We start from the raw sequence: 13210 nt of genomic DNA, 5'->3' as shown, positions 1-13210 counted from the left end.
TTTCCGGTTCCGTTTCCCCGGAAAACCCCATCGGTAACGTCAACGTAGGTCAAAAGCGGTAGGAAGTTGAGGCGTCCGCAGGCCGACCGCAGGGAATACTGTCCGCGCTCTCGGCGCAGGAGTAAGCTCACTCCATAACTGCCGCGGTCAGCATTTCGGGGCTGGTGAAATCGTTCGGGCGGTTCAGGGCCTTGGACGGATTGGACCTCGAGGTCCTCGAAGGCGAAGTCCATGGCTTTCTGGGGCCGAACGGCGCAGGCAAATCGACAACCCTCCGTATTCTCCTTGGCCTCCTCAGGGCCGACTCGGGCACTGTCAAGGTTCTTGGCGGTGACCCGTGGCGGGACGTGGTCCCACTGCACAAGCGCATTGCCTATGTCCCAGGGGATGTCAGCATCTGGCCCAGCCTGACCGGAGGCGAGGCCATCGATCTTCTGGGCAGACTGCGGGGCGGATTGGACGAAAAGCGCCGCAAAGATCTCCTGGAAGCCCTTGAGTTGGATCCTTCCAAGCGGGGGCACACCTACTCGAAGGGCAACCGGCAAAAAGTGGCCATCGTGGCTGCCTTGTCCTCCAACGCCGAACTGTTGATCCTAGACGAGCCGACTGCCGGCTTGGACCCACTCATGGAAGCCACCTTCCGGGAGGAAATCCTCCAGGAAGGGACCTTGGGGCGCACTGTGCTGCTCTCCAGCCACATCCTCGCCGAGGTGGAGGCCCTGGCCGACCGCATCAGTATCATCCGCAAAGGCAAGGTGGTGGAGACGAACAGCCTTGAAGAGATGCGCAGCCGGACCCGCACCAACGTCTCGGCGACCCTCGATGATGGCCCCGGGGCGTTGGCCACGTTGCCTGGAATCGCGGATCTGAGGATCGAAGGGAACCGCGTGCATTTCAGCGTGGACGCACGGACCCTTGGGGACGCGATGAGCGTGCTTGCCCGCCACGGAATGTCCGCGCTGACTGTCACACCGCCGAGCCTTGAGGACCTGTTCCTCCAGCACTACGGCGAGAAACATGAACCTTCCGGGAACGAGGACGAGCAACGGCTGAACACCTCGATCTTCGCCAGGCGCGGCCGTAGGCGCGCACCATGAACCATGCGTTCACGGGCACCTTGCCCCTGCTGCGCCACGCGATCCGCTTGGACCGTTGGAAGTTGCTGCCTTGGTTTCTGGCCTTCGGGATCATTCCGGTAGTTGTCTACGCGGTGTATGGATCCCTCTTCCCCACGCCGTTGGACGCTTTGGCCCTCCAATCGAGCCTTTCCACCAACCCGGCTTTCTCGTTGCTCCTGGGCCCCGCAACGGATCTCAGCAACGCGATCGGCTTCACCACGTGGCGGATCCAGATGTTCGGCATGTTCTTCGCCGCGCTCATGGCCATTCTCGCAGTAACCCGGCATACCCGGGCAACCGAAGACTCAGGACAAGCCGAGCTTTTGGACTCGGGAGTCGTGGGCAGGCTCGCGAGGCTGACCTCGGCCGTCCTGTTCGCCTGGCTGGCCTCCGCCGCACTGGCCTTCTTGGTGGGGGCGGCGTTGACGCTGGCTGGAGCGCCGACCACGTCGGCATATGCGTTGGGGGGCGCAATGGGAGGCACTGGGGTGGCCTTCGCAGGCGTCGGAGCCGCAACCGCGCAATTGGGCTCCGTGGCGCGCACAGCCAACACCCTTGCAGGTACGGTGCTCGGCATCAGCTACCTCGTGCGGGGACTAGGTGACACCCTCCAAGACTCCGGCTGGCTGCTCTGGGCCAGTCCGCTGGGCTGGGCGGAGCACATCCGTCCGGCATCGGAAAACAATGCCGGGCCATTGCTCCTCCTGGTGGGGGCCGGCGGAATACTGGTGATCCTTGCCGCGTGGTTGTCTTCGCGCCGGGATTTTGGTCTAGGACTGATCCCCACCAGGCCCGGTCCGGCTCGGGGACGCTCAGGAATCTGGGGCCTGACCTCGCGGCTGAACCGCTTGCCGCTGTGGACGTGGGGAGTGAACCTGTTGATTCTGGGCACGGTGTTCGGCCTGGTTACGGGCACCCTAGGCAGCGCCTTCGCCGGAAACCCCTTCGTCAGGCAATTGATCGCCTTCCGGGTCGCCACGGAAGAACAACTGACCTACGCGTTCGTCGAAGTCCTGGTGCTCATCCTGGGGATCATCGGCGCGGTGATGGGCGTCCAGCTCGCCCTGCGTTTCTTCGCGGAAGAAGAGGAGCGCAGGGCGGAGTGGATATTGTCCGCACCGCTGTCACGGTTGCGCCACGTCATACCGACGGCGGCGCTTTCCATCCTTGCTCCCGCGGCGGGGATGGGCATTTGCTCACTTGCTTTGGCCACCGCGTCCAACGTCTCCGGTTCTCCGCTCGACGTGGGCAAGGTGGTCCTGCAGGGCGCCGCCGAGCTTCCTGCGATATGGCTCGCCGTGGGGGTGGCCCTTGCCCTCATCGGGCTTGCCCCGCAATTGCGTTCGCTCGCCTGGCTGCTCCTGGTTTACTGGTTGCTGCTCACGTTCTTCGGGCCGATATTGAAAGTCCCCGAGTGGCTGCTCGATACGAGTCCTTTCCACGCTATTCCTCACGTTTTCTCGGCCGGAACGGACTGGCTTTCGACCTGGTGGACCCTGGCGATCGCCGCCATCCTGGCCGTTGCCGGGCTAGTGGGCTACCGCCGTCGGGATCTGGTGTGCACCTAGGCGACGGCCGCCTCAACTTCCTACCATTTTTCCGGTTCCGAAACCCCCGGAATACCGCCATCGGCGGCGTCTATGACAGTCAAAAACGGTAGGAATTTGAGGCGCTTTTACGCCCTAACCAGCGACTTTACAAATTCTGTAATCTCCCCACTTTTTGACTAGCCAAGACGGGGTGGCATCCCCCATGCTTGCTGCATGTACTCAGCGTCGAGCCCATACCGCATCATCACCGTCTGCACGGGGAACATCTGCCGCTCGCCCATGGCTGAGCTGATGTTGACCGAAGCGTTCGACGCCGGAGGGTTGGGTGGGGCGGTTGTGGTGGACTCCGCTGGGACCACGTCATACGAGGCCGGGCACCCCATCGATCCACGCGCCGCCCGCGTCCTTTCGGCTCACCGCATCCGTTCTGAGAAGCACGTGGCCAGGAGTTGGCGGCAGGAATGGTTCCGGGAACGGGACTTGATCCTGGCGCTCGATGTGGACCACTACGGCTGGCTGCACGAGGCCGCCCCGGACTCGCAAACCCTCGCCAAAATCCGGATGCTGCGCAGTTTCGACCCCGCGGTGGCTGGCGGGAGCACCTTGGATCTGGGCATCGAGGATCCTTGGTACGGCGGCCACCACGATTTTGACGTCACGTGGAACCTCATCCGCGCGGCCGTCCCCGGGATCGTGGCCCACACGCGGGCCGCCCTCGCCGCAGGACATCCGGGCGCTGGGCCGCAGGCACAGGACCTCGACCCACAGCAGGTACGCTCTATTTCATGACCCCAGCACCCGTGATCATCGCCGTCGATGGCCGCTCCGGCGCCGGAAAGACCACCCTCGCCGTCGAACTGGCCGCTCGTCTCCGCATGCATCACAAGGTGTCGCTGTTCCATCTTGAGGACATCTATCCGGGCTGGAACGGCCTCGCCGCGGGCATCGAGCGGTACGTCACCACCGTCCTGGCACCACTGCACAACGGCGATGCGGCCGAATGGGTCAGTTGGGACTGGGAGAAACACTACGACGGCCGCAGCCATGTGACCTTGCCTGCCGAGATCGTCATTGTGGAGGGCGTCGGGGCCGCGGCGAGCGCCGCCCGGCCCATGCTGGACGCCGTGGTTTGGGTAGACGCCCCCGACGACGAACGCAAGAACCGTGCATTGGCCCGGGACGGCAGCAGCTACGAACAGTTCTGGGACAGCTGGGCGTCCCAGGAAGACGAGTGGCTGGAGACCGACGACGTCCTCGAACACCTTGACATCAGGGTCAGGAACCGCGCGGACGGCAATGCCCCGGAGGACGTTCTGCAGGCGCTGAACTACCTCCCGGCGCTCTCCCCCGTACTGGCTCCCGAACTCTCGGCACGCCGCGGTTTGAGTTTGAACTACGAGCGCCATGAGGGCGTGCTCCCGGATCCGGCGGCCTTGTTTTCCGAACTGTATGGCGATTCGCCGCGGGCGGTGTGGCTGGATTCCTCCAATGCTTCGGGCAACACCACGGCTCCGGGCGCGGATCGCCGCCGCTTCAGCATCATGGCCGACGATTCGGGACCCTTCGGGCAATGGGCAAGGCACTCCAATGGAGTCACCACCATTACGGCCGGCCAGGCATCCGTGGCCGCCGAAGGGCTGTTCTTCCGTTGGCTCAACTCGGTGTGGGGTCGCCGAACGCTCAAAGGCCCCGATGGCTACGAATGCGGATTCACACTCGGCTGGCTCGGCTACCTGGGGTACGAGCTGAAGCGCGAGACCGGCGGGTCCAATGTACGATCGCACACCCCGGACGCCCAACTGATCTTCGCCGGCCGCGCGGTGGTCCTGGACCACCAGAGCGGCCACGTCTGGGCCCTCACCCTTGACCCCGACGACGGCGAGTGGCTCGCCCGGGTGCGTCACGCCGTCGTGCGCTCCTCGGAGAAGCCGCTGCCGGCGCCGGGAACGCCGCCGGTTCCGAGCTTTTCCAGCCGCGATACCGAGGACGACTACAAGGGCAAAATCACTGACGCCCAGCACCAGATCGCCGAGGGCAACACGTACGAGGTCTGCCTGACCACCACCGTGAGCGCCGCGGATCCGGGACTCGACGCGTGGGAGAGCTACCTCGCGTTGCGTAACCGCAACCCTGCGCCCTTCGCGAGCTACTTGCGGTTCGGCGAGCTGACGGTAGCCAGCACCTCGCCGGAGCGCTTCCTGCGGATAACCTCCGACGGCGGCATGCGGGCCGAGCCGATCAAGGGCACCAGGGCCCGGGCGAACGATCCCGTCATCGACGATGCGCTGCGGCGTGGCCTCGAATCTTCCCTCAAAGACCGTGCCGAGAACATCATGATCGTGGACCTGCTCCGCAACGATTTGAGTCATTTTGCCGTGCCGGGATCGGTGACTGTCAGCCGGCTGTGTGCGGTGGAAAGCTACGCCACGGTGCACCAGATGGTGAGCACCATCGACGCCCAGTTGCGGCCGGGAGCCCCCCGGGCCGAGGCCGTGGCTGCCGCATTCCCCGCTGGGTCCATGACGGGCGCCCCGAAGATCAGCACCATGGACATCCTGGACCAGCTGGAGTCCGGCCCTCGCGGGATCTACTCCGGGGCCATCGGCTACTTCTCGCTCAACGCGGCGACGGACCTCGCCGTCGTGATCCGGACTTTGGTGATGGGTCCGGACGGCGACGGCGGCCGGATGCTCAGTCTCGGCGTCGGTGGCGCCATCACTGCGGACTCCACGCCCTTGGACGAATACGAAGAAATCCGGACCAAGGCATTCGGCGTGCTCTCGACGCTGGGCGCGGAGTTCCCCGAGGGCTGAGTCAGTCGTGCTCCTCCGTCCGGGCGCGGACCGTTCTGGGATCGTTGCGGGTAATCGTGTAGTAGATGAGGCTGGCCAGGATGGCCCCCACGAACCATGAATACGGGCCCAGGCCCGAGCCTCCCGGGAGGAAGGTCTGCAGTGCCGGGACCAGCGCCATGACACCGGCGACGACGGCGGCGGGGACCAGCGCGGCGATGGCCTTGAAGTTCCAGCCCTTGGTGTAGAAGTAGAGGCCTTTCGCGTCCTCGTGGTACAGGTCCGAGACCTTGCAACGCTGGTGCCGGATGCGGAAGAAGTCCGTGAAGATGACCCCGAACAGCGGACCAAGCAGCGCGCCCAGGCCTCCCAGGAAGTACACGATCACCACAGGGCTGCTGAAGAGGTTCCACGGCAGGATCACGATCGCCAAGACTGCGCTGATGAGCCCACCGCGGCGGAAGTCGATCCGATGCGGGGCCACGTTGGCGAGGTCGTAGGAGGCCGAGACGAAGTTTGCCACCACGTTGATGCCGATCGTGGCCACCACAAACGTGACGGCGGCGATGATGGTGATCCACGGATTCTTGATGGCCTGAACGATCGCGACGGGGTCGGTGATGACCTTGAACATGTCCTGGCCGCGGTACTGGTCTGCGGTGAAGTAGGACGCCGCCCCGGCGGTGACCACCACTGTGACCAGGGCGAAGGCGATGAAGTTCACTGGCAGGCCCCAGAAGTTTCCGCGCAGGATGGTCCTGCGATCCGGGGAGAACCGGGAGAAATCGCAGAAGTTCAGGAGCAGTGCCGAGAAGTAGGTGACCGTCAGGGCGATGGCGGAGAAGAACTGCGTAAGCGCCGCGGGGCCGTCCAGGGGCGCGACGCCCGGAATCGAGAGGCTGAACTTGTCACCCGCTTGAGTCAGGATGTAGACCGCGAGCGCGAACATGGCCACCCAAATGGCAGGGCCGGCCCAATCCTGGAATTTCCGGACCGTCTCCATGCCCCGGCGGATGACCAGCAGCTGGACCGCCCAGAGGACCAGGAAAGCAGCCCATCCGAGCGGCGTCAGGCCAAGGATGCGCGGCACGTCCGGGCCGTCGAGGGAGGTCAGTTGCGGCCATACCGAGAACAACAACACCAACACTGCTTCCGAGGCGAGCCACGTCTGGATGCCGTACCAGGCAATGGCAATGAGCGCCCGGATGAGGGCCGCGAGGTTGGCGCCAAAGAGGCCGAAGGACATCCGCGCCAGGACCGGATACGGAACGCCGGTCTTCTGCCCCGCTGTCCCAGCGAAGTTCATGAGGAAGTAGACCAGGGTGATGCCAAGGACGAGTGCCAGGAAGACCTGCCAGCCCACCAATCCGGTGATGAAGAGGCCAGCGGCGAAGGTGTAACCGGCGATGCTGTGGACGTCGCACATCCACAGGGCGAAGAGGCTGCGGACCCTCCAGTTCCGTTGCCTGGCCGGGGCGAGGTCCTCGTTCCACAGCCGGTCGCTGACCACGCGGCCTTCGGCCAGGATCCGAACCTTCTCCGGGTGTTCGACACTCGGCTCAGGTGGTGCCTGTATGGCCGGGGTGTCGTTTTTCCGCGCCATGATGCCTCCGAAGAACGCTTCCAAACATGCTTGGAATTACAGAATCGCCCCATCGCGGCTGGAAGGAAAGCCCCCGACGGCGGTCGGCGCGCGAAGGGCGCCGGCGCGGCGGTGGTCGGCTCAGGCGCTCAGGTTCAGCATCTCGACGTAACGGTCGATCATCATGTGTTGGCCCTTGATCTGGGAGATCAACTCCGGGCTGGCGATCTCGCCGTCGGGCAGTTGTCCCGAACCGCCCGCGGGCCCCAACGGAAGAATGATGACGGGCCGCGACGGCGGATAAGCTGCCAACTCGGCTGAGCCGCCAATCTGGGCCTGGATGTTCTTGGCAACCACCGCGGCTTCGCGTGCGGCGACCCCGGCTTTGTTGACGTCGATCGCCGAGATATCGCCTAAGGCATAGACGTTCTCGAAGCCCACCACGCGGAGTTCCGGGGTGACTTCCAGGTAGCCCTCCGGCGTCCGTGCAGCAAGGAGGTCTCCCGCCGCATAGTCGGTCTGTGGGGCGATCCCGTAGCAGCGGAACCAGATGTCCGCTTCGATGGCCGTGCCGTCCGTGGTGTTGACCGTGAAGGTGCCGAACTCCCCGGCGGGAACAGGGGGCAGCTGTACCAACGCGCTGCCCATGATTCGCCGCACGCCGAGGTCATCCAGCTGCCGGTTGACCTCCACCCGCAGCCGTGGATCGTACGGTCCGGGAAGGATGTCCGGCGCCAGATCCACCAGCACAATGTCCTTGTCCGGCCATGCGGCGGCGATCTCGCCAGCGAATTCAAGGCCCACTGCCCCGGCACCAAGGAGCATCACCCTGCTGGCCCGTTTGAGGTCATCATGTGCGGCTTGATAGCGGGCGATGGCGTCCGTGGTGACCGCTCGATCACTTTTGGCCGGGAAGGGGTAGCTGGAACCGCTGGCGAGGACAATATAGTCCGCCACCAAATTGGCCCCCGAAGCCAACTCGACCGTGTGTCCGTCCACCCTGGCAGCTCGATCCTGCAACACCTCGCCGTGCACCAGCAGCCGGTCATACGGCAGGAACATCCGCGGCAGGAAGTCGGGCTGGACCACGGAACGCAACGCCGCGATGTTGTGGACGAAGGCGTCCTTGGGCTCCACCAAGGTGACGGTCGCATGTTCGTCGAGCGCCTTGGCTACGGCAATGCCACCGTAGCCTCCGCCGACAACCACCACAGTGGGTTGCTGGGCTTGGTCATTCATGGCAACTCCTTAGGTAAGAAGCTCACGCCGCTCGGCTGGTGCCGCTCAGATCGTTCATGAATGACAACGATTTCAAATGAGCAATAATTTCCTCAGTGATAAGATTTTCACGATGAGTCCTTCAGCAGCGGGCAAACAACTGGGGTTTCTCTTGGCGCGCCACGGACGCATCATGAACACTCGTCTTCGCCAAGCGCTGGACTTCTCCGGGCTTAGTCCAAGGCATGCGGTCCTCCTGTGCCGGCTCGACGAGTCCGGGCCCATCAGCCAGCAAGGCCTCATCGATATCCTCTCGATCGACGCCAGCGCACTCGTGGCCGTGTTGAACGATCTTGAACGCGAAGGGCTCGCGGAACGCCGCCGCGATCCAGCGGACCGCCGTCGCCATATCGTGGACATCACCGCGGCAGGCAAACGCGCGGTGGGTTCGATCGAAGTTGCCGTGGCCGACGTCGAACGCGAGGCCTTTGCCGGGTTCTCTGCGAATGAACTCTTCCAACTCCATGGGCTGCTGTCGCGGATCCATGCCGAACCCGCAGATGAACCCTGCGCCGAGGATTGACCCTTACTGCAGCGTCGCCGTCAATCGCGCCACGTTGTCCACGTACTTGGCAAGCATCGGCCGGTCCAGCCAATCGTCCAAGGTCAGTTCGCGGCACATTTCCCGGTACGAAGACTCGACCGAGCGCATACTGTCCACGGCCTCGGCACCCAGGAGCATCACCGAGACCTCCATGTTGAGGGAGAAGGAGCGCATGTCCATGTTGCTTGAACCGAGAACGGCAACTTCGTCGTCAATCGTGAAGTGCTTGGCGTGCAGCACGTACGGTGCCCGGTACAGGTAGATCTGCACTCCGGCTTCCAAGAGCGCTTCGTAGTAGGACCGCTGCGCGTGATGCACCAGGAACTGGTCACCCTTCTCGGACACAAAAAGTTCCACATCCACGCCACGCTGGGCCGCCGTCGTGATGGCATACAGCAGCGAATCGTCAGGGACGAAGTAAGGGCTGCAAATCGAGATGCGGTGCTGGGCGGAGTAGATCAGCGTGTTGAAGAGGCGCAGGTTGTTTTCCGTGACAAATCCCGGGCCACTGGGGACCACCTGTGCGGTCATCCTGCCGGGTGTCGCTCGGACCGAGACCTGCAATTGGTTTTCGAGGGACTCGTCCGTTTCGCTGAGCCAGTCGGTGGCGAAGACGACGTTGAGGGTGGCAACGATCGGCCCCTCCATGCGGGCCATGAGCTCCACCCATTTACGGCCGGCGCGTCGGTGCTTGGGGTTGTTATAGGAGGGCTCGATCAGGTTCTGGGAGCCGGTGAAGGCAATTTCGCCGTCGATCACCAGGATTTTCCGGTGGTTCCGCAAATCGGGACGGCGCCACTGACCGAGGACGGGCAACAGCGGCAGCATGCGGCGCCACTGGATCCGGCCACTCCTGAGCCTGCGGACCAGACTTCGGTACCCCGGTATCCGCAGCGTGCCGATGTGGTCGAACAGGAGCCGCACGTTGACCCCGCGCACGGCCGCGTTCTCCAACTCGGTGAGGAGTTCGTCGGTGACGGGGTCGCTGCTCATGATGTAGAACTCCGCGTTGACGAACTTTTTGGCCCCCCGCACGGCTTCAGCCATGGCCTTGAGTGATTCCTCGTAGCCGGGGATCAGCTCCACGGAGTTGCCGTCCACCATCGGCAGCGAGCCGAGGCGCCGGTTCAGTTCACCCGCCGACGTCACCCATTCAGGTCCGGAGTATGTGCTGACGACGGCGGCGATCGCCGAGGTGCCGGCACGCACCCTTTCATTGACCTCCTCTTGCTGCTCACGACGACGGCGGGACAGCCGGAAATTGCCGAACAACAGGAACAGGACGAAACCGACGGAAGGGACGAGGAAGACGGCCAGGAGCCAGGCCATGGCCGTGGTGGGACGGCGGTTTCCCGGGATGACGCCAAGCAGCACGATGCGCAGGATGATTTCAGCGATCACCCATGCGCCCAGGAGCCAGGTCCACTCCATCCCGAGCTGAAAAGGAAACAGCACTCCACAACCCCCGCGGTCAAAAGAACTAGCAGTCAGCACAGCCTATCCGGCGCACCGCTGCTGACCTCACGTCCTGCCGGGCCCGCACTAAGCTGGAAGCATGACTTTTCCTGCCCCGACGGTCCTCGTTTTCCTGGATCCCGCGTTCGAAAACGGCCGCATCGCCGATTCCAGCCAGCCGCAGCTCATGGCCACGGACCTGGGCGCCACCCGAGGTGACGGCGTCTTCGAATCGCTGCTCGCCCTCGAGGGCCGGGCACGGAAGGTACAGGCCCACTTGAACAGGCTCGAGGGCTCAGCCCGCGCTCTGGACTTGAACATTCCCGATCAGGAGGTGTGGCGCAAGGCGATCAACACTGCAATCACCGAGTTCCGCGACGCGTTCCCCGCGCCGAGCCCGGCCGAGGACGAAGTAGTCATCAAGCTTCTGGTGACACGCGGCGTCGAAGGCGCTTCGACCCCTACATGCTGGATCCAGGCTTCGCCGTCCCCCGCGGGCAGTCGCCGGCAGCGCGAGACGGGCATCGACGTCGTACTTCTTGACCGCGGCTTCGACACGGATGCGGGCGAGCGCGCCCCCTGGCTGCTGCTCGGTGCCAAGACTCTGTCCTATGCCGTGAACATGGCCGCACTGCGCTACGCGCACAAGCAAGGCGCTGACGACGCGATCTTCATCTCAACAGACGGCCGCGTGCTGGAGGGTCCGACCTCCACCGTTTTGCTGGCGCATGTTGAAACGGTGGACGACGGCGCCGGTTCCGTGCGCACGGTCAAGCGCCTCATCACTCCGCAACTGGACAGCGGCATCCTCCCCGGCACCTCGCAAGACGCACTTTTCGCGAAAGCGAAGGCGGCCGGCTGGGAGCTCGGCTACGGCCCGTTGGTCCCGGACGACCTGTTCGACGCCGACGCAGTGTGGCTGATCTCAAGCATCCGGCTCATCGCGCCCGTCAATCATGTGGACGGCAGGGAGATCGGCACCCCGGCAATGCGCAAGCAGCTCACGGCCGAGCTCAACGAGCTGTTCGCGGGGATTGAATAGGGGTTTCCAAGGCGGCGCTACTGACTCAGGATCTGCTCCCGCAGAATGTCTGCATGCCCGCAGTGTTGAGCGAGTTCGCGCAGCAGGTGAAGGTACACCCAGCGCAACGGGAGCGGGCCGCGTCGATTGCCGTTGAGCATGCTGTCGAGCTCCAAGGACGAGGTCGCAAGGCGTGACGCCTCGCATGCCTCGAGATGTGCTTGCTGGACTGTGGCGATGGTGTCGCCGTCGTCGAGGATAAACGACTCGTCCGGCGTCGCGGGGATACCGATCTCGGTGCGTGGGCGGCAAGTGATGGCTTCGTCGAACCAGACCTTCTCGACGAAGGTCGCGTGCTTCACGAGGCCAAGCAGCGTGGTCCGGGACGGCACCAGTGACCGGCGGGCTTGTTCCTCGGTCAACCCGTTCAAGCATGCATTGAGCGCACGGCGGTGCTCGTCAATGAATGCCTCGAACTGGGTCCTGATTTGCTGGTTGATGACGTCCTCGGCAAACGTCACGGGGAGAGAAGACATGGGTGGAGTATCCCAAGACCGGCGCCCCAGGGCAATCGAAGGCGGCCCCTGGACCACCCAATGATCAGCCTCGCCTCTCAGCCGTTGGCCGTGATCCTCACCGCGGCGACTTCTCCAGCTCCGGCAGAGGCGGAGGCGCCCGAATTGGCCCGCGCCACGTGAACCTGGATGTTAACCGGCCCCGGCTGCAGCTGAACAACCCCCGTGTATGGGGCGGAGCAATCGAACGTCAGGTCCTGCGGAGCCAGCCCGGTCCGCGGATCCTGGCCGATGACCATCTGGACCTCCGGAGCACCAACGCAGGCCGCCATCACAGTTCTGGTTCCCCCATGACCCGACATGAATCCGAGTGTAGGGGGCCGGGTCATTTAGCTTGCCAGAGTCTATTGTGCCGCCATGGCCGCAGTAGTTAACTAGTTTCGTGAACCCTGCTGGGGAGGGCGATCTACCTCTAGGGCCAACGGCCCCCAGCCGGATAAAGGCGTCTGATGCGCCGGTTCTGGGGCCGGCGTATCAGACTTCTTGCCCAACTGACCCGCACTTGTTGTCGTTATCGGCGTCCATAACGACACCAACTGCGAGGCACTTGGGTCGCTGAGGAAGACGTTCCGCCCATTCCCCAAGTGGGCTTGAGTCCGTAGGGTATCGACATGAGCATTTACATCAGCCCCGACTCCGCTGCATGGTCGCTAACTGCCATGGCGACTGCCGCGTCAGCGGGATCAATCGACGATGCGAATGCCATGTCCAACTTGGTACAGGAAATCTACGAGACAGAAGGTTTCGAAGCCCTGTCAGGTGTGGTCTTTGCCCTGGCTCATCACAACAGCCTCTCGCTGCATGCCTTGGCCACGGCCACCGGGATATCCGTCCATGAGTTGCTGGAAATCCGAAAGCATCAAGGCACCACGTTCCATCATTCACCGTCGTTTTTGGTGCAAGAATCCAAACAATTGCCACGCCGGATCCAAGCAAGCCTAGAGCCGCTTCCGCGGGAAACCGAGGCTTAGTCCCCCGCCAGTGATCCCGTGCTCAGCAAGCCACGCTGGGTAAATGCGCGATCCTGCCACATATTTGAAGGGGCATCCGGGTCCCGCAGGACCGACGTCGAGCGCTGATTCTCGCCCGGATCAGCTGGGCCGCCGCCCCGGTTACGGAACATGACGACGGCCGGTGGTGCGGGCCGCCGTCGTGGATGTTATTTTCTTCTTGAGTAATGAGCACCAGCGCGAAGCCCTGACTTGCTGGTCGGCAACCCTCTCTCCGGCGGGGTGCCTCAGGTGACTACTCGGCGTATCGACACTTTCGAACTGCAAGCGTGACTGAGGAGCACC

12 protein-coding genes and 1 riboswitch are annotated in these 13210 nt (G+C 63.8%); of the genes, 7 read left to right on the top strand and 5 right to left on the bottom strand.

What is annotated here, in order from left to right; all coding sequences use genetic code 11:
* Positions 1-164: 164 nt before the first annotated feature.
* The 4 genes from AC3ANQ_RS01995 to pabB all read left to right on the top strand — a co-directional run bounded on the left by AC3ANQ_RS01995 (position 165) and on the right by pabB (position 5481).
* A complete protein-coding gene (locus AC3ANQ_RS01995; RefSeq protein WP_488303562.1) occupies positions 165-1097 on the top strand; it encodes an ABC transporter ATP-binding protein in 933 nt (310 codons plus the stop codon).
* Complete coding sequence (locus AC3ANQ_RS01990) at positions 1094-2686, top strand: ABC transporter permease (RefSeq protein ID WP_488303561.1); 1593 nt, start codon at positions 1094-1096, stop codon at positions 2684-2686. The genes AC3ANQ_RS01995 and AC3ANQ_RS01990 overlap by 4 nt, the downstream gene beginning before the upstream one ends.
* Before the next feature lie 195 nt (positions 2687-2881).
* Positions 2882-3457 carry a low molecular weight protein-tyrosine-phosphatase gene (locus tag AC3ANQ_RS01985; protein ID WP_488303560.1) on the top strand — a complete coding sequence of 192 codons (576 nt, stop codon included), beginning with the start codon at positions 2882-2884 and terminating at the stop codon, positions 3455-3457.
* The gene (gene pabB, locus AC3ANQ_RS01980; protein ID WP_488303559.1) at positions 3454-5481 is read left to right on the top strand and encodes an aminodeoxychorismate synthase component I; all 2028 of its coding nucleotides are present in this window, start codon (positions 3454-3456) and stop codon (positions 5479-5481) included. The genes AC3ANQ_RS01985 and pabB overlap by 4 nt, the downstream gene beginning before the upstream one ends.
* A gap of 1 nt (position 5482) precedes the next feature.
* Here the strand turns inward: pabB and AC3ANQ_RS01975 are convergent, their stop codons facing one another.
* Together AC3ANQ_RS01975 and AC3ANQ_RS01970 are read right to left on the bottom strand one after the other, a co-directional pair.
* Positions 5483-7063 (bottom strand): NCS1 family nucleobase:cation symporter-1, encoded by a 1581-nt coding sequence (locus AC3ANQ_RS01975; protein WP_488303558.1) that lies wholly within the window; start codon positions 7061-7063, stop codon positions 5483-5485.
* A 120-nt stretch (positions 7064-7183) separates the two neighbouring features.
* Positions 7184-8281: an FAD-dependent oxidoreductase gene (locus AC3ANQ_RS01970; RefSeq protein WP_488303557.1), complete on the bottom strand. Its 1098-nt coding sequence runs from the start codon at positions 8279-8281 to the stop codon at positions 7184-7186.
* Positions 8282-8393: 112 nt separating this feature from the next.
* Between AC3ANQ_RS01970 and AC3ANQ_RS01965 the strand changes: the two genes are divergently transcribed.
* Entirely contained in the window at positions 8394-8843 is a 450-nt protein-coding gene (locus AC3ANQ_RS01965) for a MarR family winged helix-turn-helix transcriptional regulator (RefSeq protein WP_488303556.1), read from the top strand.
* A 3-nt stretch (positions 8844-8846) separates the two neighbouring features.
* Here AC3ANQ_RS01965 and cls read toward each other — a convergent pair whose 3' ends face one another.
* Positions 8847-10295, bottom strand: coding sequence for a cardiolipin synthase (gene cls / locus AC3ANQ_RS01960; RefSeq protein WP_488303555.1), 1449 nt, complete (start codon positions 10293-10295; stop codon positions 8847-8849).
* Between the two features lie 124 nt (positions 10296-10419).
* On the opposite strand from cls, the gene AC3ANQ_RS01955 reads away from it, so the two are divergent.
* A complete protein-coding gene (locus tag AC3ANQ_RS01955) occupies positions 10420-11361 on the top strand; it encodes an aminodeoxychorismate lyase (RefSeq protein ID WP_488303554.1) in 942 nt (313 codons plus the stop codon).
* A 17-nt stretch (positions 11362-11378) separates the two neighbouring features.
* Here AC3ANQ_RS01955 and AC3ANQ_RS01950 read toward each other — a convergent pair whose 3' ends face one another.
* Both AC3ANQ_RS01950 and AC3ANQ_RS01945 read right to left on the bottom strand, forming a co-directional pair.
* Entirely contained in the window at positions 11379-11876 is a 498-nt protein-coding gene (locus tag AC3ANQ_RS01950; protein WP_488303553.1) for a DinB family protein, read from the bottom strand.
* Between the two features lie 77 nt (positions 11877-11953).
* Positions 11954-12217, bottom strand: coding sequence for a hypothetical protein (locus tag AC3ANQ_RS01945; protein ID WP_488303552.1), 264 nt, complete (start codon positions 12215-12217; stop codon positions 11954-11956).
* A gap of 309 nt (positions 12218-12526) precedes the next feature.
* Between AC3ANQ_RS01945 and AC3ANQ_RS01940 the strand changes: the two genes are divergently transcribed.
* On the top strand, positions 12527-12886 hold the full coding sequence (locus AC3ANQ_RS01940) for a hypothetical protein (RefSeq protein WP_488303551.1): 360 nt from the start codon (positions 12527-12529) through the stop codon (positions 12884-12886).
* Between the two features lie 202 nt (positions 12887-13088).
* Positions 13089-13201: riboswitch (SAM riboswitch) on the top strand.
* The last annotated feature ends 9 nt before the right edge of the window (positions 13202-13210 follow it).

This window comes from Arthrobacter sp. DMZ02-1R (assembly GCF_057747935.1).
The sequence above is the reverse complement of the archived record's forward strand: the minus strand, read 5'-3'. Positions and strand labels throughout refer to the sequence as shown.

Excerpts from the sequence above, each read along its gene's own strand:
- AC3ANQ_RS01990 (WP_488303561.1), top strand. The coding sequence starts at position 1,094 with ATGAACCATGCGTTCACGGGCACCTTGCCCCTGCTGCGCCACGCGATC.
- AC3ANQ_RS01985 (WP_488303560.1), top strand. The coding sequence starts at position 2,882 with ATGTACTCAGCGTCGAGCCCATACCGCATCATCACCGTCTGCACGGGG.
- pabB (WP_488303559.1), top strand. The coding sequence starts at position 3,454 with ATGACCCCAGCACCCGTGATCATCGCCGTCGATGGCCGCTCCGGCGCC.
- AC3ANQ_RS01975 (WP_488303558.1), bottom strand. The coding sequence starts at position 7,063 with ATGGCGCGGAAAAACGACACCCCGGCCATACAGGCACCACCTGAGCCG.
- AC3ANQ_RS01970 (WP_488303557.1), bottom strand. The coding sequence starts at position 8,281 with ATGAATGACCAAGCCCAGCAACCCACTGTGGTGGTTGTCGGCGGAGGC.
- AC3ANQ_RS01965 (WP_488303556.1), top strand. The coding sequence starts at position 8,394 with ATGAGTCCTTCAGCAGCGGGCAAACAACTGGGGTTTCTCTTGGCGCGC.
- cls (WP_488303555.1), bottom strand. The coding sequence starts at position 10,295 with ATGGAGTGGACCTGGCTCCTGGGCGCATGGGTGATCGCTGAAATCATC.
- AC3ANQ_RS01955 (WP_488303554.1), top strand. The coding sequence starts at position 10,420 with ATGACTTTTCCTGCCCCGACGGTCCTCGTTTTCCTGGATCCCGCGTTC.
- AC3ANQ_RS01950 (WP_488303553.1), bottom strand. The coding sequence starts at position 11,876 with ATGTCTTCTCTCCCCGTGACGTTTGCCGAGGACGTCATCAACCAGCAA.
- AC3ANQ_RS01945 (WP_488303552.1), bottom strand. The coding sequence starts at position 12,217 with ATGTCGGGTCATGGGGGAACCAGAACTGTGATGGCGGCCTGCGTTGGT.
- AC3ANQ_RS01940 (WP_488303551.1), top strand. The coding sequence starts at position 12,527 with ATGAGCATTTACATCAGCCCCGACTCCGCTGCATGGTCGCTAACTGCC.